The organism is Streptomyces sp. NPDC102437 (assembly GCF_044765565.1).
In the GTDB taxonomy this organism is placed as follows: Bacteria; Actinomycetota; Actinomycetes; order Streptomycetales; family Streptomycetaceae; genus Streptomyces.
On record NZ_JBIWKI010000039.1, the window covers coordinates 36,744 to 60,931 of the forward strand.

General features: G+C 68.4%; 40 protein-coding genes. 12 read left to right on the forward strand and 28 right to left on the reverse strand.

Going from position 1 to position 24,188, the window contains the following annotated elements; all coding sequences use genetic code 11:
• Positions 1-7 precede the first annotated feature (7 nt).
• Positions 8-412 (reverse strand): hypothetical protein, encoded by a 405-nt coding sequence (locus ACIRJP_RS33550; RefSeq protein ID WP_404182483.1) that lies wholly within the window; start codon positions 410-412, stop codon positions 8-10.
• Between the two features lie 189 nt (positions 413-601).
• On the opposite strand from ACIRJP_RS33550, the gene ACIRJP_RS33555 reads away from it, so the two are divergent.
• The 9 genes from ACIRJP_RS33555 (at position 602) to ACIRJP_RS33595 (ending at position 7,464) form a co-directional block, all read left to right on the forward strand.
• Positions 602-955: a hypothetical protein gene (locus tag ACIRJP_RS33555; RefSeq protein WP_404182486.1), complete on the forward strand. Its 354-nt coding sequence runs from the start codon at positions 602-604 to the stop codon at positions 953-955.
• A gap of 93 nt (positions 956-1,048) precedes the next feature.
• On the forward strand, positions 1,049-1,543 hold the full coding sequence (locus ACIRJP_RS33560; RefSeq protein WP_404182489.1) for a DUF6907 domain-containing protein: 495 nt from the start codon (positions 1,049-1,051) through the stop codon (positions 1,541-1,543).
• A 250-nt stretch (positions 1,544-1,793) separates the two neighbouring features.
• Positions 1,794-2,753, forward strand: a complete 960-nt coding sequence (locus ACIRJP_RS33565) for a helix-turn-helix transcriptional regulator (RefSeq protein ID WP_404182492.1) — start codon at positions 1,794-1,796, stop codon at positions 2,751-2,753.
• A complete protein-coding gene (locus tag ACIRJP_RS33570; protein ID WP_404182495.1) occupies positions 2,750-3,475 on the forward strand; it encodes a hypothetical protein in 726 nt (241 codons plus the stop codon). The genes ACIRJP_RS33565 and ACIRJP_RS33570 overlap by 4 nt, the downstream gene beginning before the upstream one ends.
• Before the next feature lie 317 nt (positions 3,476-3,792).
• Entirely contained in the window at positions 3,793-5,043 is a 1,251-nt protein-coding gene (locus tag ACIRJP_RS33575; RefSeq protein ID WP_404182598.1) for a helix-turn-helix domain-containing protein, read from the forward strand.
• Positions 5,044-5,138: 95 nt separating this feature from the next.
• Entirely contained in the window at positions 5,139-5,336 is a 198-nt protein-coding gene (locus tag ACIRJP_RS33580) for a hypothetical protein (protein ID WP_404182498.1), read from the forward strand.
• 142 nt (positions 5,337-5,478) lie between these two features.
• A complete protein-coding gene (locus ACIRJP_RS33585) occupies positions 5,479-5,676 on the forward strand; it encodes a hypothetical protein (RefSeq protein ID WP_404182501.1) in 198 nt (65 codons plus the stop codon).
• 342 nt (positions 5,677-6,018) lie between these two features.
• On the forward strand, positions 6,019-6,849 hold the full coding sequence (locus ACIRJP_RS33590) for a hypothetical protein (RefSeq protein ID WP_404182504.1): 831 nt from the start codon (positions 6,019-6,021) through the stop codon (positions 6,847-6,849).
• A 174-nt stretch (positions 6,850-7,023) separates the two neighbouring features.
• Positions 7,024-7,464: a hypothetical protein gene (locus ACIRJP_RS33595; RefSeq protein ID WP_404182507.1), complete on the forward strand. Its 441-nt coding sequence runs from the start codon at positions 7,024-7,026 to the stop codon at positions 7,462-7,464.
• 97 nt (positions 7,465-7,561) lie between these two features.
• Here ACIRJP_RS33595 and ACIRJP_RS33600 read toward each other — a convergent pair whose 3' ends face one another.
• Positions 7,562-7,903 carry a hypothetical protein gene (locus ACIRJP_RS33600; protein ID WP_404182510.1) on the reverse strand — a complete coding sequence of 114 codons (342 nt, stop codon included), beginning with the start codon at positions 7,901-7,903 and terminating at the stop codon, positions 7,562-7,564.
• A 392-nt stretch (positions 7,904-8,295) separates the two neighbouring features.
• On the opposite strand from ACIRJP_RS33600, the gene ACIRJP_RS33605 reads away from it, so the two are divergent.
• Positions 8,296-8,514 carry a hypothetical protein gene (locus ACIRJP_RS33605; RefSeq protein WP_404182513.1) on the forward strand — a complete coding sequence of 73 codons (219 nt, stop codon included), beginning with the start codon at positions 8,296-8,298 and terminating at the stop codon, positions 8,512-8,514.
• A gap of 5 nt (positions 8,515-8,519) precedes the next feature.
• On the opposite strand, the gene ACIRJP_RS33610 is transcribed toward ACIRJP_RS33605, so the two are convergent.
• The 26 genes from ACIRJP_RS33610 to ACIRJP_RS33735 all read right to left on the reverse strand — a co-directional run bounded on the left by ACIRJP_RS33610 (position 8,520) and on the right by ACIRJP_RS33735 (position 21,705).
• Positions 8,520-9,062, reverse strand: coding sequence for a WhiB family transcriptional regulator (locus tag ACIRJP_RS33610; RefSeq protein WP_404182515.1), 543 nt, complete (start codon positions 9,060-9,062; stop codon positions 8,520-8,522).
• 86 nt (positions 9,063-9,148) lie between these two features.
• On the reverse strand, positions 9,149-9,313 hold the full coding sequence (locus ACIRJP_RS33615; protein ID WP_404182518.1) for a hypothetical protein: 165 nt from the start codon (positions 9,311-9,313) through the stop codon (positions 9,149-9,151).
• 67 nt (positions 9,314-9,380) lie between these two features.
• Complete coding sequence (locus tag ACIRJP_RS33620) at positions 9,381-10,019, reverse strand: hypothetical protein (RefSeq protein WP_404182521.1); 639 nt, start codon at positions 10,017-10,019, stop codon at positions 9,381-9,383.
• Between the two features lie 70 nt (positions 10,020-10,089).
• Positions 10,090-10,239, reverse strand: coding sequence for a hypothetical protein (locus ACIRJP_RS33625; RefSeq protein ID WP_404182524.1), 150 nt, complete (start codon positions 10,237-10,239; stop codon positions 10,090-10,092).
• A gap of 70 nt (positions 10,240-10,309) precedes the next feature.
• Positions 10,310-10,696 carry a hypothetical protein gene (locus ACIRJP_RS33630; RefSeq protein ID WP_404182527.1) on the reverse strand — a complete coding sequence of 129 codons (387 nt, stop codon included), beginning with the start codon at positions 10,694-10,696 and terminating at the stop codon, positions 10,310-10,312.
• The gene (locus ACIRJP_RS33635; protein ID WP_404182530.1) at positions 10,693-10,911 is read right to left on the reverse strand and encodes a hypothetical protein; all 219 of its coding nucleotides are present in this window, start codon (positions 10,909-10,911) and stop codon (positions 10,693-10,695) included. The genes ACIRJP_RS33630 and ACIRJP_RS33635 overlap by 4 nt, the downstream gene beginning before the upstream one ends.
• Entirely contained in the window at positions 10,908-11,177 is a 270-nt protein-coding gene (locus ACIRJP_RS33640; protein WP_404182533.1) for a hypothetical protein, read from the reverse strand. Before ACIRJP_RS33640 ends, ACIRJP_RS33635 begins: the two co-directional genes overlap by 4 nt.
• Positions 11,174-11,506, reverse strand: a complete 333-nt coding sequence (locus tag ACIRJP_RS33645; RefSeq protein ID WP_404182536.1) for a hypothetical protein — start codon at positions 11,504-11,506, stop codon at positions 11,174-11,176. Before ACIRJP_RS33645 ends, ACIRJP_RS33640 begins: the two co-directional genes overlap by 4 nt.
• 27 nt (positions 11,507-11,533) lie before the next feature.
• Positions 11,534-13,306, reverse strand: a complete 1,773-nt coding sequence (locus tag ACIRJP_RS33650; protein ID WP_404182539.1) for an AAA family ATPase — start codon at positions 13,304-13,306, stop codon at positions 11,534-11,536.
• Between the two features lie 15 nt (positions 13,307-13,321).
• A complete protein-coding gene (locus tag ACIRJP_RS33655; protein WP_404182542.1) occupies positions 13,322-13,615 on the reverse strand; it encodes a hypothetical protein in 294 nt (97 codons plus the stop codon).
• Complete coding sequence (locus ACIRJP_RS33660; protein WP_404182545.1) at positions 13,615-13,935, reverse strand: hypothetical protein; 321 nt, start codon at positions 13,933-13,935, stop codon at positions 13,615-13,617. The genes ACIRJP_RS33655 and ACIRJP_RS33660 overlap by 1 nt, the downstream gene beginning before the upstream one ends.
• Positions 13,932-14,180, reverse strand: a complete 249-nt coding sequence (locus tag ACIRJP_RS33665; RefSeq protein WP_404182548.1) for a hypothetical protein — start codon at positions 14,178-14,180, stop codon at positions 13,932-13,934. The genes ACIRJP_RS33660 and ACIRJP_RS33665 overlap by 4 nt, the downstream gene beginning before the upstream one ends.
• Positions 14,177-14,617, reverse strand: coding sequence for a hypothetical protein (locus ACIRJP_RS33670; protein ID WP_404182551.1), 441 nt, complete (start codon positions 14,615-14,617; stop codon positions 14,177-14,179). The genes ACIRJP_RS33665 and ACIRJP_RS33670 overlap by 4 nt, the downstream gene beginning before the upstream one ends.
• Complete coding sequence (locus ACIRJP_RS33675) at positions 14,614-15,201, reverse strand: hypothetical protein (RefSeq protein ID WP_404182554.1); 588 nt, start codon at positions 15,199-15,201, stop codon at positions 14,614-14,616. Before ACIRJP_RS33675 ends, ACIRJP_RS33670 begins: the two co-directional genes overlap by 4 nt.
• Entirely contained in the window at positions 15,198-16,004 is an 807-nt protein-coding gene (locus ACIRJP_RS33680) for a phosphoadenosine phosphosulfate reductase (RefSeq protein WP_404182557.1), read from the reverse strand. Before ACIRJP_RS33680 ends, ACIRJP_RS33675 begins: the two co-directional genes overlap by 4 nt.
• Positions 16,001-16,747: an exonuclease domain-containing protein gene (locus ACIRJP_RS33685; protein WP_404182560.1), complete on the reverse strand. Its 747-nt coding sequence runs from the start codon at positions 16,745-16,747 to the stop codon at positions 16,001-16,003. The genes ACIRJP_RS33680 and ACIRJP_RS33685 overlap by 4 nt, the downstream gene beginning before the upstream one ends.
• Entirely contained in the window at positions 16,744-17,739 is a 996-nt protein-coding gene (locus ACIRJP_RS33690) for a hypothetical protein (RefSeq protein WP_404182563.1), read from the reverse strand. The genes ACIRJP_RS33685 and ACIRJP_RS33690 overlap by 4 nt, the downstream gene beginning before the upstream one ends.
• 1 nt (position 17,740) lies before the next feature.
• Positions 17,741-18,583: a hypothetical protein gene (locus tag ACIRJP_RS33695; RefSeq protein ID WP_404182565.1), complete on the reverse strand. Its 843-nt coding sequence runs from the start codon at positions 18,581-18,583 to the stop codon at positions 17,741-17,743.
• The gene (locus tag ACIRJP_RS33700; protein ID WP_404182568.1) at positions 18,580-18,786 is read right to left on the reverse strand and encodes a hypothetical protein; all 207 of its coding nucleotides are present in this window, start codon (positions 18,784-18,786) and stop codon (positions 18,580-18,582) included. Before ACIRJP_RS33700 ends, ACIRJP_RS33695 begins: the two co-directional genes overlap by 4 nt.
• Positions 18,783-19,019, reverse strand: a complete 237-nt coding sequence (locus ACIRJP_RS33705) for a hypothetical protein (RefSeq protein WP_404182571.1) — start codon at positions 19,017-19,019, stop codon at positions 18,783-18,785. Before ACIRJP_RS33705 ends, ACIRJP_RS33700 begins: the two co-directional genes overlap by 4 nt.
• Positions 19,016-19,573, reverse strand: a complete 558-nt coding sequence (locus ACIRJP_RS33710) for a hypothetical protein (RefSeq protein WP_404182574.1) — start codon at positions 19,571-19,573, stop codon at positions 19,016-19,018. Before ACIRJP_RS33710 ends, ACIRJP_RS33705 begins: the two co-directional genes overlap by 4 nt.
• Positions 19,570-20,361 (reverse strand): hypothetical protein, encoded by a 792-nt coding sequence (locus tag ACIRJP_RS33715; RefSeq protein WP_404182577.1) that lies wholly within the window; start codon positions 20,359-20,361, stop codon positions 19,570-19,572. The genes ACIRJP_RS33710 and ACIRJP_RS33715 overlap by 4 nt, the downstream gene beginning before the upstream one ends.
• Positions 20,358-20,744, reverse strand: a complete 387-nt coding sequence (locus ACIRJP_RS33720) for a hypothetical protein (RefSeq protein WP_404182580.1) — start codon at positions 20,742-20,744, stop codon at positions 20,358-20,360. The genes ACIRJP_RS33715 and ACIRJP_RS33720 overlap by 4 nt, the downstream gene beginning before the upstream one ends.
• Positions 20,741-21,091: a hypothetical protein gene (locus tag ACIRJP_RS33725; RefSeq protein WP_404182583.1), complete on the reverse strand. Its 351-nt coding sequence runs from the start codon at positions 21,089-21,091 to the stop codon at positions 20,741-20,743. Before ACIRJP_RS33725 ends, ACIRJP_RS33720 begins: the two co-directional genes overlap by 4 nt.
• Before the next feature lie 82 nt (positions 21,092-21,173).
• Entirely contained in the window at positions 21,174-21,419 is a 246-nt protein-coding gene (locus ACIRJP_RS33730; protein ID WP_329821245.1) for a hypothetical protein, read from the reverse strand.
• On the reverse strand, positions 21,403-21,705 hold the full coding sequence (locus ACIRJP_RS33735) for an XRE family transcriptional regulator (RefSeq protein WP_404182586.1): 303 nt from the start codon (positions 21,703-21,705) through the stop codon (positions 21,403-21,405). Before ACIRJP_RS33735 ends, ACIRJP_RS33730 begins: the two co-directional genes overlap by 17 nt.
• A 272-nt stretch (positions 21,706-21,977) precedes the next feature.
• Here ACIRJP_RS33735 and ACIRJP_RS33740 point away from each other — a divergent pair, with 272 nt between their 5' ends.
• Positions 21,978-22,355: a helix-turn-helix domain-containing protein gene (locus tag ACIRJP_RS33740; RefSeq protein WP_404182589.1), complete on the forward strand. Its 378-nt coding sequence runs from the start codon at positions 21,978-21,980 to the stop codon at positions 22,353-22,355.
• Positions 22,356-22,739: 384 nt separating this feature from the next.
• Positions 22,740-23,996: a tyrosine-type recombinase/integrase gene (locus ACIRJP_RS33745; RefSeq protein ID WP_404182592.1), complete on the forward strand. Its 1,257-nt coding sequence runs from the start codon at positions 22,740-22,742 to the stop codon at positions 23,994-23,996.
• Positions 23,997-24,188 lie beyond the last annotated feature (192 nt).

Here is a 24,188-nt window from a genome sequence, read left to right on the forward strand (position 1 = left end):
AAGCGTCCTAGGCAACGGCCAGCCCTCCCTGAAGCGAGAGCGCGAGGCGATCGATGGCGGCGCGGTACGAGCTCTTCTTGGGGCGGTAGGCGCTGGCGATCCGAGCGACCTGCGTGCGCGTGTAGTGGTAGACCACGTGCACCCGGCGGGCCCGGCCGCCCTGGACGGTCCGACGGGTGCGGGCAACCTCGACAGGCTCGATGTTGAGGCGCTTCGCGACGGCCCGCAGGCCGGAGGCGCATCCCGTAGCGGCGTCGCGGTCGACCCCGGCGGCGAGCAGGTGCGTGGCGATGGACCGGGGGTGGCGGCGGCACGACGCGGCGAGCCGGTTCGCTGCGGCCCTGGTACGGATCACGGCGCGGCGGGCACGCCCGGCTGCGCGGCGGGACCGGCGGGTGGAAAGATGGTTCACGGTCAGTCTCCTGTCGGTAGCAGGTGTCTGGCTGGCCCCGGTCATGTGGAGGTACGAACTCCGGCCGGGGCCGTTCTGTTGGTACGAGACCGCCGGGGCGGCCTCACGAGAAAGACGATAAACCCCGTGCTTGAGAATTGCAAGCACGGGGTTTATCCTCGTGTTGTCCGCGCCGCAGAAGGGAGCGGCATGGAGGACGAAGCCAAGCAATCAGAGGAGGTGAGACGCCTAGTGCTGGCGATCGAGGCGTTCAAGGACATCGAGGACATCGAGGTCCGCGTACGCGAGGTAGGGAAGGCGCTGAGCAAGATGAATGGCTACACCGCCGTGCTTCGAGACCTTCGCGCGCAGGACATCCAGACCATGAAGCAGGGCAAGACATGGGCTGACGTCGGCAGGATCTTCGGCATCTCCGGAGCGCGCGCCCAGCAGATCGGGTCAGGCGTCAGCGGAGCGCAGCGCCGAAAGAAGGACGAGCCCGACAAGGAGCGCGGTCGCCCTGGTCGCCCGCGCAAGAAGAAGACCGAAGACCCCGGCGCATGAGTACGGCCGAGCGGTGTAGGAGCCGCCCGGCCGCAAGTAACCAGCGAGTTCCCGCTCGCTGATCGTGATCCACCTCGTAGAAGAAGGAATCTCATGAATCGTACGACCAGCGTGCCTGTGATCACCAGCGAGGGTCTGTCGGCGGTTGAGCGTGGCGCCGGTTGGATGGTGCGGTACGGCTGCCCGTCGTGGTGCACGATGCGGCACGACGGTGAGGACGGTACGCCCGGCTGGCATCAGGGGCCGGCGGCTGAGGTTGTTCAGCCCGCGCCGTTCGTCGATGAGCCCCGCTTGGAGCCGGGTACTCCGCTGGTATCGGCCCGGCTTACGACGGTGAACGACAACGAGGCGGCGTGGGGCCGCAAGACCACGATCTGGGCCGAGGTTGCTGGTGGGCTGTTCCTCGAACTTGATGCCGCCCAGGCGCGTTCTCTTCACGAAGGGCTGCGAGCGTTCTTGCCGCGGCTGTCGCAGCTCACCGCCGAGCTGGAGCGTGAGGCGCAGGGTGATCACGACGGCGACCCGGCGGAACAAGCCCGAGCGATGGCCGAGATGGACCAGCGGATCAAGGCAGTTACTGCCGATTGATCCACAGTAGGCGCAGCTGAGCACTAGGCCAGGGAGCCGGGCCGGTGATCTGCACCGCCCGTGATTGGGCTGGATGCCGCCGAGAAGCCCGGTCGTTGCGTTGGCCGGTGCCAGACGGTTATGTGCGCCCGCGTTTCCGGCTGTGGCTCTGGCTTGCCGCGCCATTTCCTTTCTCTGGCCCCGGGGTCACCGCACCGCGCCCCGGGGCCACCATCCACACTGCTCACCCCCTGTACGAGAGAAGAGCCTGTTGAGCACCGAGGCAGTCACGTGGGCCATGGACGACGCTCCCATGCTGCTCACCGACAAGGGCAAGCCTGACACCACGTCGCGGCACGTCCTCCAGGCGCTCGCCGAGCACGCCCACAAGGACGGCGGTGGCGCGCACCCCTCTGTGGTCCGCATCCAGTACCGCACCGGCTACGACCGTCGAACCGTGCAGCGTGCGCTGCGGCGGCTGGAGGCCGGCGGGCTCATCCAGAAGACCGGCGAGACGGGCGGCCGGACCATCTGGAAGCTGGCCCTTCACCTGAAGCGCCCGGCCACTGACTGGGCCGATCTGGAGCGCCTGGAGGAGGACGAGCGGCGGGCAGCTGCCGAGCGTCAGCGCCGGTCCCGGGCGAAGCGTGTCACGCACTCTGCGTCCGTGACAGTCACGGATTCTCCGTCCGTGACAGATGGGGATGTCACGCACTCTCCGTCCGTGAGTCACGCACTTGAACAGCGTGACGTCACGCACTCTGCGTCCGCACGTCACGCACTCAACGCCGCCCTAACCACCAATCAACCGTCAGTAGAACCACCAGAGAACCCGTCGGTGGTTGATGAGGGGGGACATACCTCAGGTAGTGGCGACCCCTCGCCGCGGCCTGACGGCCCCCTCCCCATGGCCCCGATCGACCTCGACGGCTTCACCCTCACCGCCCCGATGCGCCGCTGGGCAACCGCCACCGTCCCCGGCCTCGACCCCGACCACGAGACCGCCCAGTTCGTCGCTCACTTCCGCGCCGACGGCGGACGCCGCCGGTCCTGGCCCGACGAATGGCAGAAGTGGGTGCTCCGCTCCGCGAAATGGGCCGCCCAGCGAGCCACCAACGTCGTCGCCCTCCCGCCCAGGCCATCAACCACGGACACCCGCGTCCAAGCCGCCATCGCAGCCGGCCGCCGACTTCAAGCCGCCGCCGACGCCCAGAACCAGGAGACCCAGTGATCAGCTACGAGCAGGCCGGGGAACTTCTCGGTCTCGCCGCCGCCCGTGACCAGCGCACTGTCGGAGACGCCGACATCCTCGCCTGGCATGACGACCTCAACACCGCCCGCATCAGCTACGCCGATGCGCGCCACGCCATCAGCCACTTCTACGCCGTCCACATCGCCACGCTGAAGCCGGCCGACCGCTGGCGCATCACCCCCGTCGACATCATCGACATCACCCGGCGGGCGCGCCGCGAGCGCCTGGAGAACTTCCGGTACGAATCCCCAGGCGGTGACGCCGACCCGCACTACCTTGCCCGTCTCCGCGGCCAGCTCACCGCAACCGCCGACGGCGCCCGCCCTGCCGCGATCGCCATCGAGGGCAGCCCCCGGCCAGCCCTTCGGGCTGCCCTCGCCAGCATCGGCCGACGCGTTCCCGATGAAGAGACCTCCGACGAGGACACCACCGAAGAGTCGCAGCCCGCCAGCCCGTTGTCCGTTGACTGCCCCCAGTGCCGTGCCCGTCTCGGCCAGCACTGCAAGAAGGCCGGCCGGACCCAGCTGCGTCCTCACCCTGCCCGTGTCCGTGTCGCGAACGGTGAACCTGCCTACGACCCTGACGCCGAGCAGGCCGCCGAGCAGCGCCGGGCGGCGGCTGCGGCCTACCTCGACCGCCTTACCGATGCCGAGCGTGCCGAACTCGCGGTGTTCAAGCAGCAGATGAAGGGCGTCTCGTGAACGGCGTGCGCCGCCCCGCTGGACTCGCCAGGCATCATGGCCGGGCCTGACGGTGCCGTGCCCGCACTGCCGAGCTGGGGTTGGAAGCCCCTGGACGATTCCGGCCAACGGCCGCCGCCTCATGTCCGTCCCGCCGAGAGGTTGCTGTGTGAACCCGACCTGTCGCAGGTGATCGGCATGTTGCCACCGATGGCGGGCCGTGATCGCCACGGGCCGGATGGTACGACGTCACGGAGCAGGATCACGCGACGCCGCCCGCAGAAAGGGCCCTGCCCCATACCCTGACAGTGACGAGCTGTTCAGAGAGGGGCAAGGCCATGCCAGATGATGCTACCCCGGACCCGTACGCCGACCCGCTGGGATTCGGGCAACGGATGCAGATTCTCCGTACGAAGCGCGGCATGCCCCGCCCGGTTGTGGCCGGGCTGTTGGGCATGTCCCCCTCGTGGGTGAAGCAGGTGGAACGAGGAGAGATCGGCATGCCGAAGCTCCCGGTGGTCCTGCGGATCGCCGAGCTGCTGCGGGTTCGAGACCTCTCCGACCTGACTGGCGATCAGAGCGCACCAGTGGATTTGTTCATCGGTCCAGGGCATTCCCGATTGCCGGCTGTTCGGGACGCGGTCAACGCCCTGACCCTGAGCGGCGACCGCGAGGCTCCGTCGGCGGAGCACCTGACGGCCCGGCTTGCAACAGCCTGGACAGCCCGGCACCAGGCACCGAACCACCGCGAGGTCATCGGCGAGCTGCTGCCCGGCCTGATCCGTGATGCCCAACTGGCTGTGCGCCAGTCCGATTCGGCGGCGGACAGACGGGCGTCGCAGGCCGTTCTCTCCGAGGTCTACTCGCTGTCGCAGTTCTTTATCGCCTACCAGCCCGACGCCGCCCTGTTGTGGCGGGTGGCCGAGCGCGGCATGGTTGCGGCGCAGGAGTCCGAAGACCCGCACGCGATCGGCGTCGCCGCGTGGCTGGCTGCGCAGGCACACCGCGACACCGGGCCGTCGCATTTCGACGCCGCAGACGCCATGACCCTGGAGGCGCTCAGCTACCTGGAGAGGTTCCTGCCAGACGCCGACGATCGTGTCCGCGCGATTGCCGGGGCCCTCCAGTTCGAGGCCGGATATACGGCCGCGCGCCGCGGCGCGACCGGGGACGCGCTGGGGTGGTGGGACAAGGCCAAGGCCACTTCCAAGAAGCTTGCACCTGGCTACTACCACCCGGTGACGTCGTTCTCGCGGGCCATCATGGGTGCGCACGCCGTTACCATCGCCGTCGAGCTTCGTGCTGGTGGCGAGTCCGTGCGACAGGTCATCTCGGCGGACGCGAGCGCGATTCCGTCCCGGCCGCGGCTGGCTCGGCACCGGATCGAGGAGGCGCGCGCGTACCAGCTCGACGGCCAGGCGGAGACAGCGCTGGCCACGCTGGAGAAGGCGCACGAAGCCGCTCCCGAGACGATCAAGTACAACGGATACGCACGCCGAATCGTGCTGGAGGAGACGGAGGCCCGGAGCCCAGCGCGGCGGCAGCGCGCTGCGGCTCTGGCTGACCAACTCGGCCTGTTGGCCGCCTAGTTCGAATCCTTGAGCGAGGGGCAGGAATCCTGCCCCTCGTTTGCTGTGTCCGCTCCTACCGTCGGATCACTGTCTGACGACCGGGGGCTACCCGCATGAACACGGTGATCGATCTGCCAGATCCGGCGGCACTGTCCAGCGCCCAGCAACGCGGGGCTCAGTGCGTCTGGTGCTCGGCCGGTCTGAGCAACGGAACGGCCCACGACCTCGGGCCCCGCCTGATCGACGCCCACGGCACCTCGGCCCTGTGGTTCCCCCGCTGCTGCCCCACCTGCTGGAAGGCCCACCAATGACCGCGCTGGCGAAGAAGCAGCCCGCACCCGACGCCGAATACCGCACGCTCCTCGGGCACACCCTGACCTGCGCTGCCTGCCGTGCTGGGGCCGCCTGCACCACGGTGGTACAGCTCGGCCGAGCCTGGCGGGAGGCACGCCGATGATCTGCGTCGACTGTGATCGCACGATCACCGGCCCCTACGTGATCGTCTCCTTCGGAGACTCAATGTCAGGCGCCCGCGAGGACTCGCATGCCCACCCTGCGAAGTCCCCGGAATGCCAGCCGAACGGCCATCGGGGCAAGCAGCTCCGGCGGGCAATTGATGGCCTGCAAGAGATCCAGCCGTTCTACTACTGATCTCCCGTCCGCGGCTGCATTCGCCGGCCAGCCGCGGGCGGGCCCAACCGTCCCGGCCAGCCGCACCCCGTCGGCTGGCCGGGGCTACACCTTGCGCATCGGCGTCCGCGTGTCCGCCGGTGGCGCCGGATGACGCCACGACTCAGTCAGGGCGTCCCGCCCCACACCCGATTTCGGGTGCGGGGCGGCTTCCGTTCCTCTTCTGTGCTGCTGGTTGGACTGAAGCGAGGCTGGTTGGCATGCTGGTCGGCTATGCCGACCACTCGCAAGCCTCGAAAGTTCACGCGAATTCGATTTACCGGGCCCTGGGGTGCTTGGGCCGTAACGCTAACTTCTGTCGCATTGCTGCTGATTGGCGCATGGCGGGTGGTCAATTCATCAGGTCTTGGCGATAGGGAGAAGGGCTTTCTCTCTACACTCTCTGTTTTCGTGACCTTAATTGGCCTTGGTGTGGCCATTTCGATCGCGAAGCGATTGCTGCGCGATAGTGAAAGTATCGGTGAAAGTCGGCAGCGTCTGGCTGCTGCTGAGCGAGACCTTGAGCGTGCGCTTCGTAACGAATGGGCTGAGGCTCATGGGGTGACGATTCGCGGAGAGGTGCACGGAGATGTGTATGTTTCTCCTCCGCGACCGCGAGATGGGGAAGAAGCGGACACTGCGGATGGATCAGAATCCACCTCGCCGGACGGTGCTGCAGGGGCGCAGCATCTTGCGTTGGCAGAGTTGTGGGCGGCGACGCATGCACGGCTGGAGCTCTACCACAAGATCGCTACCAGTCAGGCGACGAGGTCGTTCCGGAATGCCCAGGTGGCAATGGTGACGGGGTTCGTTCTGCTCGTCGCGTTCGTATTTGTAGCGCTGAAGGCGAGTACGACGGCGGGCAGCATCGTTGCTGGCGGTCTTGGAGCCGTCTCGGCTGCGCTTGCGGGGTACGTGAGCCGGACCTTCGTCCGGTCACAGGAAGCGGCCGCTGGTCACCTGCGGTCGTACTTCGATCAGCCGCTGGAGCTGTCCCGGTTCCTCGCTGCGGAGCGGCTGATCGCTGATGGAAAGCTGAGCGATGAGCAGCGTGCGGAGATTCTGATGGCGCTCGTGCAGGCAATGGTGGCTGGGCCGCCGCAGCCGTCGGTTGCTGATGCCGCCGGCGTTCCCTCGCAACCTGCTGGGCGGTAGTGACGCCCAGGTCGATGCAACGAAGCCCCACCTCGTTCGAGGTGGGGCTTCGTGCTGTTCCGTCATCGACAGGTGCTTGCGGTGGGTAAGGTCTTCGTTGCCCACTGTGGCGGAGGGGGTGGGGTGGAGGTATCGACGTCCGCCGCCAGACGCCATCTTCACTTCGGAGGACACGTGCCCGACTTCACAATCGTTCTCAACCTTGCCACTGGTGTCGCCACAGGTATCGTCGCCAACTACACCACATTAGGGATCCCTGCAGCCCGCGCATACTTTGCGCGAATCTTCCGTTTCGGCACGAAGGAAGAGAAAGCTGAAGCCCTCCTCGCTTTTGATGAGGGGGTCGAGAAGCTTAACGAATACGAACAGGTCGAATTGGTGTGCGGTGACCCCGAGGATGATGTTGCTTTGGCGCGAGGGCGCGAGAAGGTTATCGCTGAGTGGGCCGCGCTCATTGCTGAACACGTTGATGTACCGGGAGAGCAGGGCGGCGAGCGCCTAGCACACCTTACGGAGACAGATTCTTATCTCAGGGCTCAGATCACGCAGGAAAAGGGGCAGATCTTCAACGCGGAGACGATCACCTTCGACGGGACCACGTTCAATAATTTCTAGCCCTGGTGCCAGAACGGAGCCCCCACCTCGCGCGAATCGAGGTGGGGGCTTCTCGCTGTCCATGGTCAGGCTATCGGTGCGTACGGCGAGGCTGGGGTCAGCGGGTCAGCCAGTTGATGACCATCAGGAGCAGGATTCCGCCACCGAGGAGCATCGCTGCCTGCCGGACCGCCTCGGTCTGCTGCGCCTCGCGAAAGCTCTTGGACTGGAGCCCACGGACGACCCCTCGGGCGACCAGCCGGACAACCGAGGAGGCGGCGGCCCACGCCGCGCTGCCCAGTTGGTCGAGGGGGCCGGGGGTTTCGATGATCTGGCCGTCCGGCCGGGCGCCGCCGTGGTCCCGGTACTTGTGGGCCTCCCGGTCGGCTTCGGCGTCGTAGAGCTCGTCGCGGGTGTCCCAGGTGAGGCGGCAGGCGTCGCAGCGGTAGGTGTATCGCACGGGCCGGACCGTATCGGCCGGCGCGCGGTCCGCGTCGGGGAATGCGCCAGGTTGTCCGAGAAGCTCCCGTAGGTCCATCCGGTCCGGTAGGTTCCGGCGTTTCGGACCAATCGACGAGGGGGCGCGATGAGCAGCGGGTGTCGGGACTGCGGGACGTGCACGAAGCCGGGGCTGGCTCGGATGATGCAGACGTGGGCCGTCGGGTTCATGCACCTGTGTACGGCGGGGATTTCGTGGGTGGTGAAGCGGGGAGGGATGAAGCACTGCCCGCAGTGCAAGCACCTGCTCGGTCGGCACGTACGGCGTGCGGATGGGTCGTTCATCGACTGACCGTCCGCCGGTTGGCCGGTGCCGGGGTGCGGTCGGGCACCGGTCGTCGGACGCTGGGCGGTATGCGTGGTCTGCCTGTGGTCGTGTACCCGCCGGATGGGTCTGGTGGCCGGCGGGTGCGTGTCGACGGGGAGATCCTAGGTATGGCGTACAGCGTGCGGGATGTGGCGGAGTTCCTGCGTCGTGCCGGCCTGGACGACATCACCGAGGACGACGTGATTCTGTCCGGGGTGATCGAGTGGCGCGGTGGCGGGCCGGAGACGTGGTCAGCACCATCGTGATGGCCTTACGCAGCTTCAGCGCTGCGGTCTGCCATGCCGCGCCGGTACCACTTCGCCGTGTGCGGCCGTTCCGCGTAGTACTCCTGCCGCACGGCCCTGCACCGTACGCAGGTCGGCAGCCCCAGGAGCAGTTCCAGTCGGTACCCGGCCAAGCTGCCGCCGTGTTCGGCGTGTTCGTGCGCCAGTCGCTTCAGTCGCTGCGCACGTAGCCGGTCGTCGTGCGCTTCGCGGCAGGTCAGGCAGGACTCGCCGCGCTGGACGTGTGATCGCCATCCGGATTCGGTGCCGCAGTCGGGCCGGACTCGTGCTCGGCGTTCGGCGGGGGTGAGGCCGCCCCAGATGCCGTCTGTTTCGCCACGGCGAATGGCGTGGTCGGCGCACGCCGCCTTGATCGGGCATGCCGCGCAGAGGACCTTGGCCTTGCCGACGTTGGTGGCGGACGGGGTGCTGCGGATCGAGTGGACGTACAGGTCGCCGTGTCCGTGGCAGGGAGTTCGGACGCTGGCGGGGAGTCTGGCGAGGAAAGCGGGGACGATGGCGTCGATCACGTGGTGGTCCTTGATCGCGTACGGTGATTGACACCAGGTGGGGCGTGCCGGTCCGGCCAGACATCGGGCGCGCCCCCCTTCGCGTTTCAGGAACCGAAGTGATCCGTGGGCCGGTGGTTACACCACGAGCACTGCCCCTTCTTCTTGTCCTGGGCCTGGGCGTACATGAGCCCGGCAATGGCCGCGCTGCCTCCTGCCAGAATTCCGAACAGCGCCCACAGGAACGTGGTGAAGACTTCGTTGATAGACATGATCATTAGCCTTTCGGGCTGTTGAGGATGGTGGAGGCGCCGTAGATGGCGCGCCCCTTCGTCGTGTTCAGGCGGCGTTGTCGAGGGTGGCGAGCAGCTCCCGGGCGTAGCTGGTGGCCGGGGCGCCCTGCCCGTACCAGCGCCCCGCGAGGGCCCGCACGCGGGCGACGGCGGCTACGTCGCGGAGGGCATGTCGGGCGGCGGCGCGCTGCTGGGCGATCACCTCGTCGCGGGCCCGCAGCTCGGCCCGCAGGGCGGCGATCTCCTGCTCGGACCGGTGCATCACTCGGAGCGCCGCGGACAGCTGGCCCTGAAGCCCCTCATCCCCAAGCTGGTCTTGTCCGTCGACGGCGCACGGCCGTTCCCCGCATGCGCAATCGGCACAGTGCGCGCAGACCGGGTTCCCGAGGTAGTTGTGGTAGGCGACGGGGCCGCCTCCGCAGGCACGGCACGCGCCTGCCCCGCAGTGGTCACAGGTGCGGCTCTCGGGCCTGCCGTTGCCCTCGTTGTAGTGGTGCCATCCGGTGGGGCTGGTCGGGCAGAGGGCCCGATGGGCCGGGGTGCGGGCCGGCCGGTTCGCCCACTGGATGCCGCGGACGTCCTGGTGGATGCCTCCGCGGTGGCCGGGCCGGAGGACGCAGGGGCCGAGGACCGGCTGTTGCTCGGTGGTGTGGGTGGAGTACTCGGCGCAGATGGTGTTGGTCATCGGGTGTCCAGTTCGTGGCGGTTGGGGTTCGGCGGGGCCGCCCCGTGGCGGGACGGGGCGGCCGGGCGGGTCAGGCGCGGGGTTGCTCATCCGCCTCAAGGGCGGGCTGGTCGGCGATCCAGCGTCCGAGGGCTTCGTGCAGGACTCGGGCGGTACTGAGGCCGATGCGGTCGAGACAGCACTCGGAGTAGACGACGGGGCCTGTCTCGTCGATCTCCACGGTGTAGTACGACGAGGCCCTCGTCGGCGTTGAACGGGGTTTCCGGCAGGTACATGGGGTCCTCCGTGGGTCAGGTGGTGGGCTGCTCGTCGAGGGCGCGGATGGTCGGGCAGGGCCAGCGGACGCCGTATTCGTCCGCCTTGCCGCACGAGGTGCATGCCTGGGCGATGTCGCCGTAGGAGCGTGGGTCTTCGTCGCAGCCGAACCCGAGGCCCTGGGTGGGCTGATGGAGGGCCCGTACGCGGGCGAGGGCGGCCTCGGTGCGCTCCAGCTCGGGCGCGATGATGGCGACGTGGCGCTTGTTGCCTGCGGCGACGTGCTCCAGCGTCGTGATGCGGGCGGCCTGTTCGGTGATCCCGGCGGCTAGTTGGTCCAGCTCGGCGGGGAGCAGCACTCCGCGGCGGGCGCGGTCGACGAGGTGCAGCAGTTGCTGCTTTCGGTCGCTTCGGCCGCTCATCGGGTCGGCTCCTCAGCAGCGGGGTGTCGGCGGGCGGTGTGCTCGTCGGCAGCCTGGCGGGCGAGTGCCTCGCTCTTCGCCGCGCCGTACCCGTCGGGGCAGGTGCACCACCAGGACCACGGCCACTTCCGGGCCTGGCGGGCGTGGCGCTTGCTGACGATCAGGTGCTCCAGGGGACGGAGACTTGGCGCCACCTTGGTCACGTACTCGCTCATCGGCCCGGCTCCTCGGCGGTGAAACGCAGCTGCAAGGGCGGAGTGGTCGGCCTCTTGTTCGCTCCGTCGCAGGCGTAGGTGAGCCACCGGTGCATCGGCAGGCGGCCGTTCTTCAGCGGCTTGAAGAGGGCCCGCATCCCGGCAGTGCACTTCTCGCGGGCGGGGCAAAGGACCATGCCGACCGCCCACTCCTGATCGGTGAATCCGGTCTCCAGAACGGCGCGCATCTGCTGCTCGCGGTCAGCGAGTTCGTGGGACATGGTCATCGGCCCGGCTCCTCGGTCACGGCGGGGGCGGGCTGCTGCGCCTTGTCGGCCATGCGGCGGAGGTGGTCGGCCGCGCGGTACACCCCGCTGATCGTCTGCGGCAGTCGAGCTTCGGTGCCGATGACGTCGAGCACGGCGTCGGCGGCCTCGCGGAGGATCGCGGCCCGGTCGGCAGCGGCACGGAGCCGCGCGTTCTCGGCGCGCAACTCGGCTCGTCCCTCCTCCGCGGCCTCCAGCGTGCGGCGCAGCAGGGCGATCTCCTCGGCAGGCAGCAGCCCCAGGGCGGTAGGGATGCTCCTCGGGTTCTCGTCGGCGGGTGTGGTGGTCATCAGAGGCTCCAGAGGGTGGGTTGGTGGTCAGGCTGCGGGGTGGCTGCCAGTGCGGGGGTCGCAGCCGAGGTGTGTGTCGTGTCCGCGGTGGGCCCAGTCGGGGTTGAGGGGGGTGTCGCAGACGGTGCAGAGGGGGGTGTTTTTCTCGTCTTCCCCCACACCTCCCCCCTCCCTAGAGGGGGAGCGGGGGGAGGGAGGTTTTGATGGGCCATCCCCCGGACCTCCCCCCGGCTGTGGGGGGATGTTTGACCTGGGGTTTTCTTCGAACTCCCCCGACATCCCCCGGGAATCGGGGGGAGTTTGGGGTTCAAGATCGCGGGGGAGGTTCGGGGGGAGGTCATTTCGGACATCCTGAAGCTCCTCGAAGGAGCCCTTCCGCTTACGAATCCGGATGGCTTCTTCGATCTTGTCCTTGCGCATCTGGATGCCCCGCTCACGGCACCACTCGATGACACGAGGGCTGCCCCACCGCATGTCGACCCGGTCCGTGTCGAGGCGGCGCACCAGCCACTCAGGGGTGCCGATCGCGGGCACGTCGGGCCGCTGGTCGAGGGATTCGAGGACGACGGAGGTGACGGGCCGGCCGTCGGGCTTGTGCTCGCCGTCGAGGGTGACGACCTTCAGCCCGAACTGGAGGTCGGCGCCTTCTTCGGAGTCCTTCTGCTTGCCGACCTTCATGGTCACGACGATGTTCTTGGCGTTGTCGCCCTTCTTCGAGACGTGCATCTCGGACTGGAGAGCGCCCTTGGCGGCGGAGGCGCCGCGGCCGTGCTCGCCGACGTGCCCGGTGTGGTGGATCAGGAGTACGCAGGCTTCGGTGGCGCGGCGCAGGTCGTCCATGCGCTCGATGACGATGCCGAGTTCGGTGTTGGAGTTCTCCTCGACGCCGACGGACACGCGGGCCTGGGTGTCGATGACGATCATTGCGGGCTGGAGGCGGCGCATCGCTTCGATGAGGGTGTCCCACTCGGGTCCGCGGGCCTGGACGGGGCGGGGCAGGAACAGGACGCCGTGCATCGGCTGCCCGTAGTGCTTCTCCCAGGCGCGGACGCGCTGGCGGATCCCGCGGGCGCCCTCGGCGACGAGGTAGACGACGGTGCCTTGCCGGACGTGGTGGCCGTGCCATTTCATGCCGGTGCCGACGTGCCCGGCGAGGTCGATCGTTACGAAGCTCTTCATGTGCCCGGACGGGCCGATGATGCGGGCGAGGGTGTCGAGGTGCAGGAGGTCACCGACGAGGGGTTCCAGCGTGGGCATGTTGTCGAGGCTGGACGCATCGAGGAGCTCGGCAAGGAGGGCGTCCGCAGGGTCACCGGAGCGGCCGGCGGCGCGTTCTTTCTGCCGCTGGAGGTAGCTGTCGATGAACGTGACGGCGGTGCCGGGTTCGGCGTCGGGGGCGGTGGCCTGCTGAACGATGCGGCGGCCGAGTTCGGCCTCTGCGCGAAGGTCTGCGGCGGCGCGGACTTTCTCGGCCCAGTATTCGGGGTCGCCGCCGCCGACGTGGCCGGCGACCTGGAGGACGTAGGCGCGGCCTCCGGCGCGGGTGAGTTCCTTCCGCTTCTCCAGTTCGAGCTCGACGGCGAGGGCGGTGGTGGGTTCGCCGTGCTTGGCGAGGTAGGTGACGACGGTCCAGATCAGTTCGTGTGCGGGGCGCGCGAAGTCGGAGCCTTGGAGGATGGCGAGTACCGCGGGGATGCGCCGCGGGTCGTACATGCAGCCGCCGATGACGTCCATCTCGGCGTCCACGAGGCCGGGGACGCTGGGTTGGTCGCGGGGTTCCAGGTGGCGGACGTTCTCCACGGTGGCGGCTCCTGCTCAGAAGAGGGTGTTGGGCTCGGGGTTGCAGTGGTGCTCGGTGACGTGGGGGTGAGGGCAGTCCGGGGGGTGCCAGCGGTCGATCCACCGGAGCCGTGGGGTGCTGTGGGGGCCGCGGGTTTTGAGGCACCAGATGAGGCGGTGTGGGGTGCGGGCTTCGGCCTGCTGCTCGGGGGTGAGGCGCCGGAGGTCTGCGGTGACGTTTAGGGCGGCGCGGTTACCTACGAGCTGGGTGAGGATCGGCGCACGGCACCCGGGGCAGTGGGTGCGGTCGGGTGCCGTGCGCCGGGCCATTAGGCGCTCTTCTGGTCGGATTCGAAGAGGGTGCCGCCGGACGTGCGGCGGTCGTACATCTCGCGCATGACGCCGCGGAGCCGTCCGCCGCTGATTTCGTCTCCGGCAACCTCGATGCCGGTGACGCGGATTTTCACGGAGGGGGCCTTGTCCTCTTCCGGGCCGGGCTCGGTGCGCTCGACGTGGGAGAGCTCGACGATGGCCATCCAGTGGCCGTTGCGGAGCCTGAACATGTCGGTGGCGTGGGGTTCGAGGGCTTCGGCGACGTCGGTGAGGACCTTGGAGTCGAACTTGACGTCAGCGTCGATGTGGAGGGTCATGCGGCTTGCGCTCCTTGCTGGGTGGGGTATCCCGGGCAGGTGGCCGGGTGGGTGGCGCGGATGGTCTGGGCAAAGCGCGTGACGGCTTCGGCGCCGGTGACGATCTCGATGTGTTCGCAGAGCAGGCACTCGTACTTGGCAGCGGGCTGCTCGATCCATCGGCCGCCGCCTCGGGCCTGCTGGCCGAACTTGATGGAGAGGGCCCCGGTGATCTGTCGGCCGTCGGGCAGCGTGTAGACACTCACGCCGCACCCCCGAAGATCCCGGCCATCTGCGCCCGCAGCTGGTCGCGCATGGCCTGGTCTTCGACGTGGTCGGGGGCGACGCAGCGGGGGTATCCGCAGCCGGGCCGGACCGGGCCGAACGGGGCACGGTTGTGCCGCATGACGTACGCGATGCGGTAGGCGGAGAGGTTGCGGCCCAGCCAGGAGACGGACGGCACACCAGCGTTCGTGACTGTTCCAGCCCATTTGAGGTGACCGCCGGTGACAGACTCGGTCCGGTCCCGGAACAGGCCCTGCGGGGTGCTTGCAGTCGGCCGGCCGGGACCGTACGAAGGGACGCCCAGGTCGCGCCGGGCTGCGGCCACAAAGCGCTTCGATACGCCGAACTCACGGATGACGACGTTGTTGGAGCAGCCGCTCCGGAGCCGGTCGGCGATCGCGTCGGGAATCTGCATCACGCCACCGCCACCATCTCAGGCCAGGCGCAGCCGTCGAGCGCCTTCAGCGCCCGGTCTGGCACCGTGGCGAGCGGGTAGCCAAGGTGATGCAGTCCCATAGCCATCGCGGTGTACGCGTCGGCCTGGTCGTACCGGCCGACGCCCTCGGTGTGGTGTCCGTACCGGTCCGCGACACCGGAACGGACTTCGCCCTTGGTGGCGTTGCCGCGTCCGGTCGCGAACATCTTGAGGCTGGAGGGCGGGACGACGCCGTACGGGATCTGGTGCCGATAGCAGTACTGGCGGACCAGGACACGCAGTCCGGCCAAGTCCTCGTGTCCGGCGAGGGCGGCGTGCCCGTAGGAGGGGCCTTCCATGACCACGAGGTCGGCGCGCTTCACGAAGTCGGCGACGGCGGCGAGCAGGTGGTTGAGACGGTCGTCGCCGCGGCGCTTGGTGCGGATGATGTCGGACCATCCGGCCCCGGCTACGCCGGTGCAGGTGAGGGATAGGTCGAGGCCGATGACGAGGGGAGTGGGCCCCGCGGCCGGGCGGGGGGTCAGCCCGGCCGCGGGAGTCGTGTTGAACAAGGTGGGGGCGGTCATGTCATGCACCATCCGGAGTCGCAGGCGCCGTCGGCCTCGTCGAACATGGGCAGCAGATCCACGCCGTCGGGGATCGCGGTGCGCAGGGGCTTACCGAAGCGGGTCAGGTAGACGTGGTCCTTGCCGAGGACGTCGCGTCGCTCGTTCAGGAGGTCTTCGAGCTGGCACGACTTCTCAAAGAGGTCGGGCTCGTTGCGGCGCATGTCGTGCCACGTCTCGGGCCGGTGGAACGGGCAGAAGTAGCAGCTGCTCTTTGGCGGGACGGGCAGGCCGGCGTCAGTGATGATGCGGGCGCAGTCGGTGCGGCGGAGGCCGAGGTCGAGGAGCGGGTAGACGATTGCCTCGTGTGGTTCGCAGCGCCGGTTGTTCGCGCGGTGGATCTCGTCGAGGCTGATGCCGATTCCAATGGTGGCCGGGGCCTCCTTGGTGGCGCCGCGTCGCTTGAGCTCCCGGCCGATGACCTTGATTTTGAAGTCGGCGGTACAGGAGCGGGTCCCGGGGGCCCCGTTGGACATGCGCACAGGGATCGCCAGGGAGCGTGAACCCTCCTTGGTGAGCTGGCCGTGCAGTGTGCGGGTCTCTCCGCTCCGGACCATGACCCGGTCGAGCAACACCAGTTCGATGCCGTGCTCGGCCGCGTAGGGGCGCGCGTACTCGTCGAGGTATCGCAGGGTGGCGGGGTGCTCGCTGTCATCTCCGACGTTCGCCATGAGGAACGTACGGAAGTCGATGCGACCCTGAGCAGCGAGGACAAGTAGCGCGGTGGACTGAACGCCTCCGCCGTAGCTAATGGACCTGATCACTGGCCCTCACCCTGCTGGCGGGGGATGAGCGGCCATGAGCCGTCGATCACCTTGTCCGGGGCGCCGCCCTGCTTCGGGGTGGCCTTGGTCCGGAACCACGTCTGGAGTCCGGCCTGCTGTTCGGCGCGCCACGCCTTCTGTGCGGCGTACAGCTGCATGGGGCCGAGGTCGTTGAGCCGCGGGTACTTCTCGAACTGGGCCTCGGCGATCAGCAGCGCGGCGAGGGCGTCGGCCTCGGCGGTGTGCCAGTCGGTGAGCTCCACGCCGTACCGCTCGGCGGTCGGCTGGAGCTTCCGCATGCCGGTGCCCTTGACGTACTTGTCGACCTGCTTGTCGATGACGTGCGGGTCCAGGAGGGGCAGCGGGCCGGGCTCCAGCCGGTCGTACATGGTGGGCAGGCCGTTGCGGATCAGGTCGTAGTGGAGGATCGACCAGTCAAACGACTGGTTGAACGCGACGACGGGCATGCCCCACTTGATGGCCGCCGCCAACTGCTCGGCGATCTCGTCCAGCGCGACCTTCGGGTCCCGGCCGTCATCCCGCGCCATGTCGTCGGTGATTCCGTGGACGTCGCTGGCCTCCTTGGGGATCGAGATTCCAGGGTCGATCAGGTACGTGAAGTTGATGTCCGGGTGGCCGCCGCCGCGGACGACGAGGGCGGCGGTGACGATACGGTCCTCGGTGGGGTTGGGGCCGGTCGTCTCGGTGTCCCATCCGATGCGGCGGATGTCGGCGAACTTCATGCGCGTGCTCCCTGTCCTGCCTGGGCGACGGCGGGCCACGTGCCGGCCTGCTCGGTGTCCTGCTCGTCGACGACCTCGGCGGGGTAGGCGCCGTCCTCGTCGGGCCCCGGCTCCGGGGCCGGGTTCTTCAGCTTTTCGGCCCGCAGCTTCAGCGCGGCCACCAGTTCGTCATTGAGGTGCCCGGCAGCGTGCGCGTCGCGGTAGACGTCCTGCACGTCGTCGACGGTCAGGGCGCCCTCGGCCAGGGCGAGGTAGTCCGGGCGGGGTGCCTCGATCGCAGCGACCGCACGGACACCGGACGGGTCCAGGGCCATCGCCGTGGGCATCGGCCCGGCCAGAGCCTGCCGCGGGGTCACACCACGCAACTCGACGACGACGACGGGAAATTTCTTGGTCTTCCCCTCGCGCACCACCTGCCGGGGCTCGATCCTGAGCGTCACCGGCACGAAGCCCTTGCCGTCGGTCCCGGCGAGGACCATGTCGACCATGCCGCCCCATTCGGCCGCGGCATAGAAGCTGTGGGTCTCGGCCCGCCACATGCCCATGCCGGACAGGTCCGGCAGCATCACGTTGAAGCGGGAGGTGGCGGAGCAGACGACACCCTTCTTCTGCTGGTGCCAGTCCTCACCGAACCGGGCGAGGCAGATGCACGGCTGGCGTGACAGGAGTTCCGTCTCCCCATCACAGCGGCGCTGGCATCCGCCTGCGGACCAGAGCTCGTTGTACTGGTTCAGCGGGTCACCGGGGGTGATCAGCGCCTCGATGGACGGCGCCTGCGTGATGACCCTCCACTGGGCGGTCGTGGAGTTGAGCGGCTTCCACGTCTCCGGGGTGCCGCCCCAGAGCTCGGCGGCCTTGCGGACGTGCTCTTCGGAGTGGGAGGTGACGACCCAGGTGGCGGACTTCACGGGCCGGTTGCCCTGGGTGTAGCCGGTGCGGAGACGGCCGTGTTCGGCGGCCCGCCGCTGGATGTTGAGGAGTCGCGAGCCCATGTCAGGCTGCCTTTCGGGTAGTGCGCCTACGCGCGGGCTCGGTCTGGCCCGGGGCGAGGAGAGCGGGGTACGTGGACGGCGCGTCGTGCAGCCAGCGGGCGCCCTGGAGCAGGCCACGGAACGCGGCGTGGGCGTCGCGGCCGGCGGGCATCTCCACCAGGGCATGCGACTTGGCGCGGAGGTTGAGGACGCCGGTCCGCTGGATGGGCGGCATGGCGGCGTCGGTGTCGTCGGGGAGGAGCACGGTCTCCGCGTACCGCAGGGCGGCCAACTGGAGCGTGTTCTCCGGGTAGACCGACTTGGCGGACCGGGTGGCGGACGTCTTGTAGTCGATGAGCCACAGCTCCATGACCCCGTCCGGCCCGGTGGGCAGCCAGATCAGAAGGTCCGCGGTTCCGGCGTAGCCGAGGCGGCGGTGGAACACGGTGATCTCGGTGGCCTCGATGTGCGTGGTGAGGTCGACAGACCACAAGGCCAGCCACCGGATGAGCTGGGCGAGGTACGGGGCCACTTCGGGGTCGTCCGCGACAGGGGCGCCAAGGACGTGAGCTTCGGCCGCCGCGTGAATGCGGTCGCCGAGGTTGCCCGCCGTCTCCTTCACCTCACGGTGGATGGCCTTGATCTCGCGGGTGAGGGCGGCGCGGTCCGTGATGACGCGGGAGGCGACGGCCCGCCAGTTGTCGAGGATGTACTCGACGGTGACCTTCACGCCCCACGGGATCAGCGCGCGCTTGTTGACGGCGGTGTCGAGGACGTTGGTGACGGAGACAAGGGCGGGGCCCCCCGCAGGGTCGGTGTAGTACCGGCCCTGCGGGGTGTCCTGCGCGTGCTTGGGGTTGGTCACGCGATCACTCCGGTGGTGCTGATCAGGGCGGCCAGCACGGCCAGCCCGAGGAGGGGGAGGGCGAGGATGAGGAGGCAGGAAGCACCGGCGGCAGGCGCGTGGTCGAAGGACGCGCGGTCCTGCACCTCGCGGCGGGACCGGCCGATGCCGTCCTGCTGAGCGCGGGTCCAGGTCCCGCCGAACGTGGACGGGCGGTCGCTCACGACGAGCCCCCATTCGTTCGGGCCGGCCGGAACACCCGGCGCCCGCGATCGGTGTCGTCGAGGACCAGCAGCCCCTGCTTGGCGAGTACGGCGAGGTCCTGGCGTGCCGTCCGCCGGAACGGGGCGGCATACTCACGGGCCCGGCACAGGTCCCGCACGCGGTCCGTGGTCCACTCGCCCTGGTCGTCCTGGACTGCGTGGCGCAGCAGGGCGAGACGGTCAGCGGCGCTCACAGGGCACCGTCCTTGCGCCACTGGACCTTGATGAAGCGCCGCGGGCCGCCGTACCCCTTCACCGAGACCTGCACGTTCAGATCCCGGGGAACCGCCTCGCCGTGAAGGTGCGCGTACTCCATCTGTGCAGTACCGCCCGGCATCTCCTCGCGCGGCCAGCCCTCGGGAAGCCAGCCGCCGATCTGCATGTAGACGTTGCCGTAGAAGTCCGGGGCGAGCTCGGTGAGATCCCAGCCGGACAAGGGCACCGGCTCGTACCCGGCGAACTTGATCTCTCCAACGGGACGAACCCCCTGAAGGGCGCGATGGGCGTCTTCGAACCGGGCCAACTGCCCCGCGCTACCGGCAACAGCGGCCATGAGGCGCAGCTCGTCGGCGAACTCGCACGGGCAGTCCATCCACGCCTCTTCCGCATCACCGTGCTCCGGGCACGCGGCGACCAGGTTGTCGGCAGCCTCGTTCAGCACCTCGGCGCGGTGCATCGCGACGTGGTCGTGGTCGTCGCGGGTACACCCGAAGTCGATGGCCTCACGCAGGTGGTCGGCGGCGCTCACAGGGCACCGTCCTCGTCGTCGTGGGTGAGCACCCAGCGGCGGGATCGCAGGTCCCACTCGATGTGCTCGTCACTGAACGGCGCGGAAATGTGACCGTCCGGCTCGACGTGGAAGTCGACACCGGCGTCGACCAGGGCGTTCAGCCCGGCCACCGCCCGCTCCCACGGGGAGTCGGGCGTGGCCTCGGGCAGGTCGCCGTCGGGCGCGGAGTTGTGGCGCAGCGGGGAGTCGTGCGGGTCCTCGGCCGGGGCGGCGGTGACGGACGGCTGCACGCGGGCAGCGTCGGCGTACTCGTCAGACCAGTAGTGGTTGCTCACGGCGTTGCGGTGATCGCCCCGGTGCCGCACAGGAAGCGCACACTGCGACGTACCGAGAGACGTGGTCATCTGCGACGGGCAGCGCTGCGCCGCCTCCAGCTCGGTGATCCGGGCCCGCAGCTGGCTCTCGACCAGGCAGGCGCCACGGACAATCCGGCCGTAGTCCTCCTCCGCCAGCGCGGCGGAGTTTTCCAGCTGCGAGACCCGGGCCCGGAGTTCACGCCGCCCGCGACGCGCCGACTCCAGCGCCAGCCGCATCCGTGCGGTCTCCTGCTCCTCCTCCCACCGACCGAGGCAGGCGCCGGTCAGGTCGGTGGACAGCTGAGAGGACTCGGCCCGCAGCCGGTCCACCTCGGCAAGCAGCGCCGCAAGGTGACCACTGATCACCGGCGCTACGCGGTCAGACATCAGCTCCAGCAGGTCGAGCGTGCGGATCTCCTGCTCGCGGTCCGGCGTCATCGGGGCGGTCATGCCGCACCCGCTTCCCGCTGCGACGGCACCGGGCGCGGAGCCACAGCACGACGCAGAGCCCCGACCAGCCGCAGCACCTGCCCGCCGTACACCGGAACCGTGCCACCATCGACCAGCTCGTCAAGCAGGTCCTGCACCGCCTCGTCCCGCTCGTGAGTGGCGTGCGAGTCAGAGCCCTGGTGCCGGGCGGACCGGTCCAGATCGGCGACGTTCTGGAGGTCGTCGAGCAGGGACTGGCCGTCCTCGGCGGCAGCCTCCGCGAGAGCAAGGACCAGCGTCGACAGGTAGTGCGTCATGTCGAGGGCGACCCCGGACGGGGTGGCATCGACGGAGATCCGGAACGGGCCGGTCACAGGCGTACGGTCGTCAGGCGTCGTGCTCATGCCGCCACCGCCGAAACGATCTCGTGCATCAGCGTCTCGCCAGTCGGCACCGACACCGACACACGCACCGGCACCCGCACACCACTGCTCCCGGGCGGCGTGAACGTGGTCAAAGACCACAGCACCAGCCCGTCGAACGAGGGCGCCTTGCGCACCACGCCGCCGAGCAGGTTCAGCCACGGCAGCAGGTCGTCAGCGTCGGCGACCGACACATACACGGCCTCCGGGCGGGAAATGACCGTCGGCGCCGGCAGATCCGCGTATCCCAGGAGCGTCTCGACAGCGGTTCGGTTGTCGCTGATCGCCGCCAGTCGGGCGCCGATCTCGTCAGTAGGATTGGTATTCACGGTGTCCTCGATTTCTGTTGGGTTGGGGACTGCCGAGGGGTCGCCGGACCGGGCATGGTCTGAGCGGCCCCGCTTCGGTTGATCAGGCGGACGCGGCGAGGAGCTTCGGGTCGCCGCAGGCCGGGTCGTTCTCCGCCATCCACGCCTCGACGTCCGCGAGGTCGAACCGCGTCTGCCGCCCAGCGAAGGGGCGGAACGGCATTCCCATCCCCATCCACTTGTCGACCTGCCAGCCGGAAACGCCGTAGTACGTCTCCAGCTGCGGCTTGGACAGCAGGGGGACGAGGCCGGCCGGGAGGGCGGCGAGACGGTCACTTTTCTTCGGCATCGATCCTTGACCTTTCGTCAGTAACGGTTGAACGTATGGGCATGCTGAAAAGCTCGTGCATCCGGGCGTCGAGCCCTTCGGTGATGAGCCACGCCGTGGTCAGCTCGCAGCGGTTCCGTGCAGTGCGCCCTTGTCCGGTGAGGCGCCCAATCGCGGCCGGGCTCACTCCCCGCCCATCCGGATCGACCCGGCGGGTTTTCGTGGAGAGTTCGTCGAGGGTCAGGCCCTGTCGCTTCATTTCGTCGCGAAGTGGCTGGCCGTTGCCCTTGCGGACCACCTTTGGCATGGGTGTACCTCGTGCGGTTGGTGCGGTGCCCTCGGCTGAGGCGCTGTGACATTTCTATAGTTACTGGCAAGCTCTGTCAATGAGAACTTTCGGGAACTTTCGAGAAGCTCCACGGGGTGGCCTGTTCCGTCGAAGCGGCGGCATGATTCGAATATGCGTTCTATGGTGGGCGCATATGACACACGCGTAGGCGCGTAACGGGGAGGTTATGTGCCACGACGCGCCTCTACTTTTACTTGCGAAAAGTAGAGGTCAGGGGGCACTCTGGGGCCGTGGCCAACGAGGATGCGACGACCCCCGAAGACCTCGCGCAGCTACTCGCGCGCCTGAAGGACGAGTACGGCGTCAGCGAGAGCGAGATCGCGCGGCGCATCGGCGTGTCTGCCGCCACCGTGAACAACTGGGTCCACCGCAAGCGCGGCACCGGGCGAGGCCCCAACCCCGAGAAGCTCCGCGCCATCGCGCGCGAGTTCCCGAAGTTCAGCGAAGATGAGATCTTCGCCGCCACGGGTCGGAAGACGCCAGGCCCGCTCGCGCCGGCCGCCGAGGAGCGCCTCCTTGAGCTGTTCCGCGGGCTCACCGCGGAGCAGCAGGAGATCAAGGAGCTGGAGCTCCGGGCGCTCAACGAGCACAACCGGTCCACCCTGTAAACCGGACTCCATTACTCCCAGTCGTGGATGCACGTCAACACGCCCGTTGGTAGTCGCATATTCCACCAAGTGGAGGTACGGTCAGTCGCATTGCCGATGCCCTCCCCCTTCGGCGCCCAGGTTCCCTTCTGCCTGCGTATCCGGGGGTCCGCATGTGCATCCGCATTCGTTTCGCTGTGCCCGGCTCGGTCCCGATCTTCGACCCGGCCGCTCAAATCATCGCCTTGCCGCCTGGCCTTGACCGGTCCCGTATGTACATCGCCGCTCGGGCGGTTCTCACCGAACTCGGGGTGCCACAGGGTTCGTTCGGTGCAGTCTGCTACTGCGGGGAGTCGCTCGACCTGACCCCCCGCATTCCCTACCAGCGGACGAAGGTGATGGCCCATGGCGCGTAGAACAGCCAACAACCCACGACAGCTCAGAGAAAAGGGGTGCGGCTGCAAGCTGTGCCTGGAGAAGTACCCGGCTGAGAAGCATGGCGCACGCAGGCCGCGCCGCGACTGCATTGGTTCCTGGCAGGCTCGATACCGCGACCCGGACGGGAAGCAGTGCGGCCCTGCCTTCCCTACGCAGAAGGAAGCGCAGGCGCACCTCGACAAGGTGCGCACTCAGGTCCGTGAGGGTACGTACCAGGACCCCAAACGGGGTGCCATCACTGTGGATGCCTGGTACGAGATCTGGTGGCCGACCGTGAAGGTCAAGTCGGTCACGACGAGGAACCGGAAGCTGAGCGCGTGGACCGTGCACGTCCAGCCGAAGTGGGGCAAGCGCAAGCTCAACAGCATCACGTGGATCCAGGTTCAGGACTGGATCACGAACGAGGTGAAGGGCCACGCCACGCAGAAGAAGGTTCTGGAGCTGCTGCGACACATGATGGTTGCTGCGCTCCGCGACCGCCGGATCACCCTCAACCCGTGCACCGACATTGAGGTTTCCCCGGCGCCGGCCCGGCACCCCGACGAGATGATCCCGCCCACCGCGGCTCAGTGCGACCTGATTCGGGAACACCTCACCGACTACTACATGCCCCTTGTAGTGTTCGCCGAGGAGACCGGGATGCGGTGGGGTGAGTACACCGGCCTGCGGGCCTGCAACCTGGACCTCGGCAGCGCCACGGTGAAGGTCAAGGAAGTTCTCATCGATGACCGCGGCAAGATTCGGCGGAAGGCGGCGCCGAAGTCGCGCGCAGGATTCCGTACCGTACCCCTCACGCCGGCCGCCGTGGCGGCCGCGCAGACGATGCTCGACAAGTGGGCGCCGGACACCAGCGAATCGCCCATCGGGGACGGCGAAGACCTGCACACCGAGGAGCTGGTGTTCCGCGGACCGCAGGGTGGCGCACTGACGCGGCCGAACTTCAGGCGCCACTGGATCCCGGCCATCAAGGCCGCCGGCCTGGCACGAGAGGTCACCAACGCGGAGACCGGGCGCAAGGAGTTCTGGCCACGCGTCCACGACCTGAGGCATACGTTCGCTACCCGGCTGAAGGATGCAGGCGTCCCGGAGAAGGACGTCCAGGTCATCATGGGGCACGAGCGCGGGGGCAGGGTGACGTGGTTGTACCAGCACGCGGGGCCCGACCTTGTCGAGGAAGTGCGGGCGGCGCTGGTCAAGGGCCGCCCGTTGCGGGCGGTGTCGTGAGGGGCGATGCCACACGGATGCCGCGTGGATGCCACAATCCCCCCCCGAATGTTCTCGAAAGTTCTAGAAGGTTCCCGTTTTCGCAGGTCAGCGAAGTTCTCGGAAGATCTAGAATGTTCTGGGAATCACACGGCGTTACTTTACGGGTTCTTACAAAGCAGATGTCGGCGGTTCGAAACCGTCCGCGCCCAC

Bases quoted from the DNA above. Each gene is read 5' to 3' on its own strand.
- ACIRJP_RS33675 (WP_404182554.1), bottom strand. From the start codon at position 15,201: ATGACCGCCCCCACCTTGTTCAACACGACTCCCGCGGCCGGGCTGACC.
- ACIRJP_RS33575 (WP_404182598.1), top strand. From the start codon at position 3,793: ATGCCAGATGATGCTACCCCGGACCCGTACGCCGACCCGCTGGGATTC.
- ACIRJP_RS33660 (WP_404182545.1), bottom strand. From the start codon at position 13,935: ATGACCCTCCACATCGACGCTGACGTCAAGTTCGACTCCAAGGTCCTC.
- ACIRJP_RS33640 (WP_404182533.1), bottom strand. From the start codon at position 11,177: ATGACCATGTCCCACGAACTCGCTGACCGCGAGCAGCAGATGCGCGCC.
- ACIRJP_RS33745 (WP_404182592.1), top strand. From the start codon at position 22,740: ATGGCGCGTAGAACAGCCAACAACCCACGACAGCTCAGAGAAAAGGGG.
- ACIRJP_RS33615 (WP_404182518.1), bottom strand. From the start codon at position 9,313: ATGTCTATCAACGAAGTCTTCACCACGTTCCTGTGGGCGCTGTTCGGA.
- ACIRJP_RS33645 (WP_404182536.1), bottom strand. From the start codon at position 11,506: ATGACCACCACACCCGCCGACGAGAACCCGAGGAGCATCCCTACCGCC.
- ACIRJP_RS33685 (WP_404182560.1), bottom strand. From the start codon at position 16,747: ATGAAGTTCGCCGACATCCGCCGCATCGGATGGGACACCGAGACGACC.
- ACIRJP_RS33730 (WP_329821245.1), bottom strand. From the start codon at position 21,419: ATGCCGAAGAAAAGTGACCGTCTCGCCGCCCTCCCGGCCGGCCTCGTC.
- ACIRJP_RS33630 (WP_404182527.1), bottom strand. From the start codon at position 10,696: ATGAGCGGCCGAAGCGACCGAAAGCAGCAACTGCTGCACCTCGTCGAC.
- ACIRJP_RS33605 (WP_404182513.1), top strand. From the start codon at position 8,296: ATGCGTGGTCTGCCTGTGGTCGTGTACCCGCCGGATGGGTCTGGTGGC.
- ACIRJP_RS33620 (WP_404182521.1), bottom strand. From the start codon at position 10,019: ATGACCAACACCATCTGCGCCGAGTACTCCACCCACACCACCGAGCAA.
- ACIRJP_RS33655 (WP_404182542.1), bottom strand. From the start codon at position 13,615: ATGGCCCGGCGCACGGCACCCGACCGCACCCACTGCCCCGGGTGCCGT.
- ACIRJP_RS33580 (WP_404182498.1), top strand. From the start codon at position 5,139: ATGAACACGGTGATCGATCTGCCAGATCCGGCGGCACTGTCCAGCGCC.
- ACIRJP_RS33635 (WP_404182530.1), bottom strand. From the start codon at position 10,911: ATGAGCGAGTACGTGACCAAGGTGGCGCCAAGTCTCCGTCCCCTGGAG.
- ACIRJP_RS33690 (WP_404182563.1), bottom strand. From the start codon at position 17,739: ATGGGCTCGCGACTCCTCAACATCCAGCGGCGGGCCGCCGAACACGGC.
- ACIRJP_RS33715 (WP_404182577.1), bottom strand. From the start codon at position 20,361: ATGACCGCCCCGATGACGCCGGACCGCGAGCAGGAGATCCGCACGCTC.
- ACIRJP_RS33560 (WP_404182489.1), top strand. From the start codon at position 1,049: ATGAATCGTACGACCAGCGTGCCTGTGATCACCAGCGAGGGTCTGTCG.
- ACIRJP_RS33585 (WP_404182501.1), top strand. From the start codon at position 5,479: ATGATCTGCGTCGACTGTGATCGCACGATCACCGGCCCCTACGTGATC.
- ACIRJP_RS33720 (WP_404182580.1), bottom strand. From the start codon at position 20,744: ATGAGCACGACGCCTGACGACCGTACGCCTGTGACCGGCCCGTTCCGG.
- ACIRJP_RS33555 (WP_404182486.1), top strand. From the start codon at position 602: ATGGAGGACGAAGCCAAGCAATCAGAGGAGGTGAGACGCCTAGTGCTG.
- ACIRJP_RS33735 (WP_404182586.1), bottom strand. From the start codon at position 21,705: ATGCCAAAGGTGGTCCGCAAGGGCAACGGCCAGCCACTTCGCGACGAA.